The following is a 509-nucleotide window of genomic DNA, read 5'->3' on the forward strand; positions in this document are numbered from 1 at the left end:
CAGGCTTATCGCAGATTCCTACGTCCTTCTTCGGCTCCTAATGCCAAGGCATCCACCGTGTGCTCTTAAAAACTTGACCACAAAAGATCAAAAAAACTACTTCACGAGAGAACCACGAAAACCAGCCACACCCAACACCACCACCCCAACAGGGTGACACCATCACGCGCAGCCAGATCCAGGTTCATATTCTTGGAAATTGCTTCTTATAAAAGATGCTCGCGTCCACTATGTAGTTCTCAAACAACAACCCCGTACCACACACCCCACACACCAGCCCCCAAAAGGAACCAAACCGTGCATGCTCGATGCAGCCAGGAAACCAGAAACAAACAAAACCCGCCCCCACACGCACGCCGCCCCCCCTTCTTACAAGGAAACGACCCGCCCGCGTCAACGGTCCTGTTGCCTCAGGACCCAACAGTGTGCCAAACACTACCCGGCGATACCGTTCCGGCGAGCGTTCCAGGACACCGGGCCCCCCGAAGGGAACACCAGTGACCGTACTA

General features: G+C 54.6%; 1 rRNA gene. It reads right to left on the reverse strand.

What is annotated here, in order from left to right:
• Window positions 1-79, reverse strand: a 23S ribosomal RNA gene (locus tag AC1DDG_RS21720); the annotation flags it as partial.
• Window positions 80-509 lie beyond the last annotated feature (430 nt).

This window comes from Arthrobacter sp. 10L430 (genome assembly GCF_056395245.1).